Below are 239 nucleotides of genomic sequence, written 5' to 3'. Positions count from 1 at the left end.
AAGCAGCAGCACAGACCAATGCTGAACTTAACCAAATTCCACAAGAACTGGCGCAATACATCGTCGGTGCTGCGGATGAAGTGATTGCAGGGCAGTGGGATAGTCAGTTTCCTTTGGTGGTATGGCAAACTGGTTCAGGCACACAAAGCAACATGAACTGTAATGAAGTGATTGCCAATATCGCCAATCAGAAACTCGGGAATCCTTTAGGCGCACAAAAACCTGTACACCCGAATGAT

General features: G+C 46.9%; 1 protein-coding gene. It reads left to right on the top strand.

Annotated elements, in window-relative coordinates; translation table 11 throughout:
* Window positions 1-239, top strand: a 239-nt coding sequence (locus RRF55_RS27800) for a lyase family protein (RefSeq protein ID WP_439419270.1), incomplete at both ends; no start/stop codon positions are given.

This window comes from Klebsiella sp. K47 (genome assembly GCF_051858335.1).
GTDB lineage: Bacteria > Pseudomonadota > Gammaproteobacteria > Enterobacterales > Enterobacteriaceae > Klebsiella > Klebsiella pneumoniae.
This window is presented reverse-complemented; position numbering and strand designations above follow the sequence as displayed.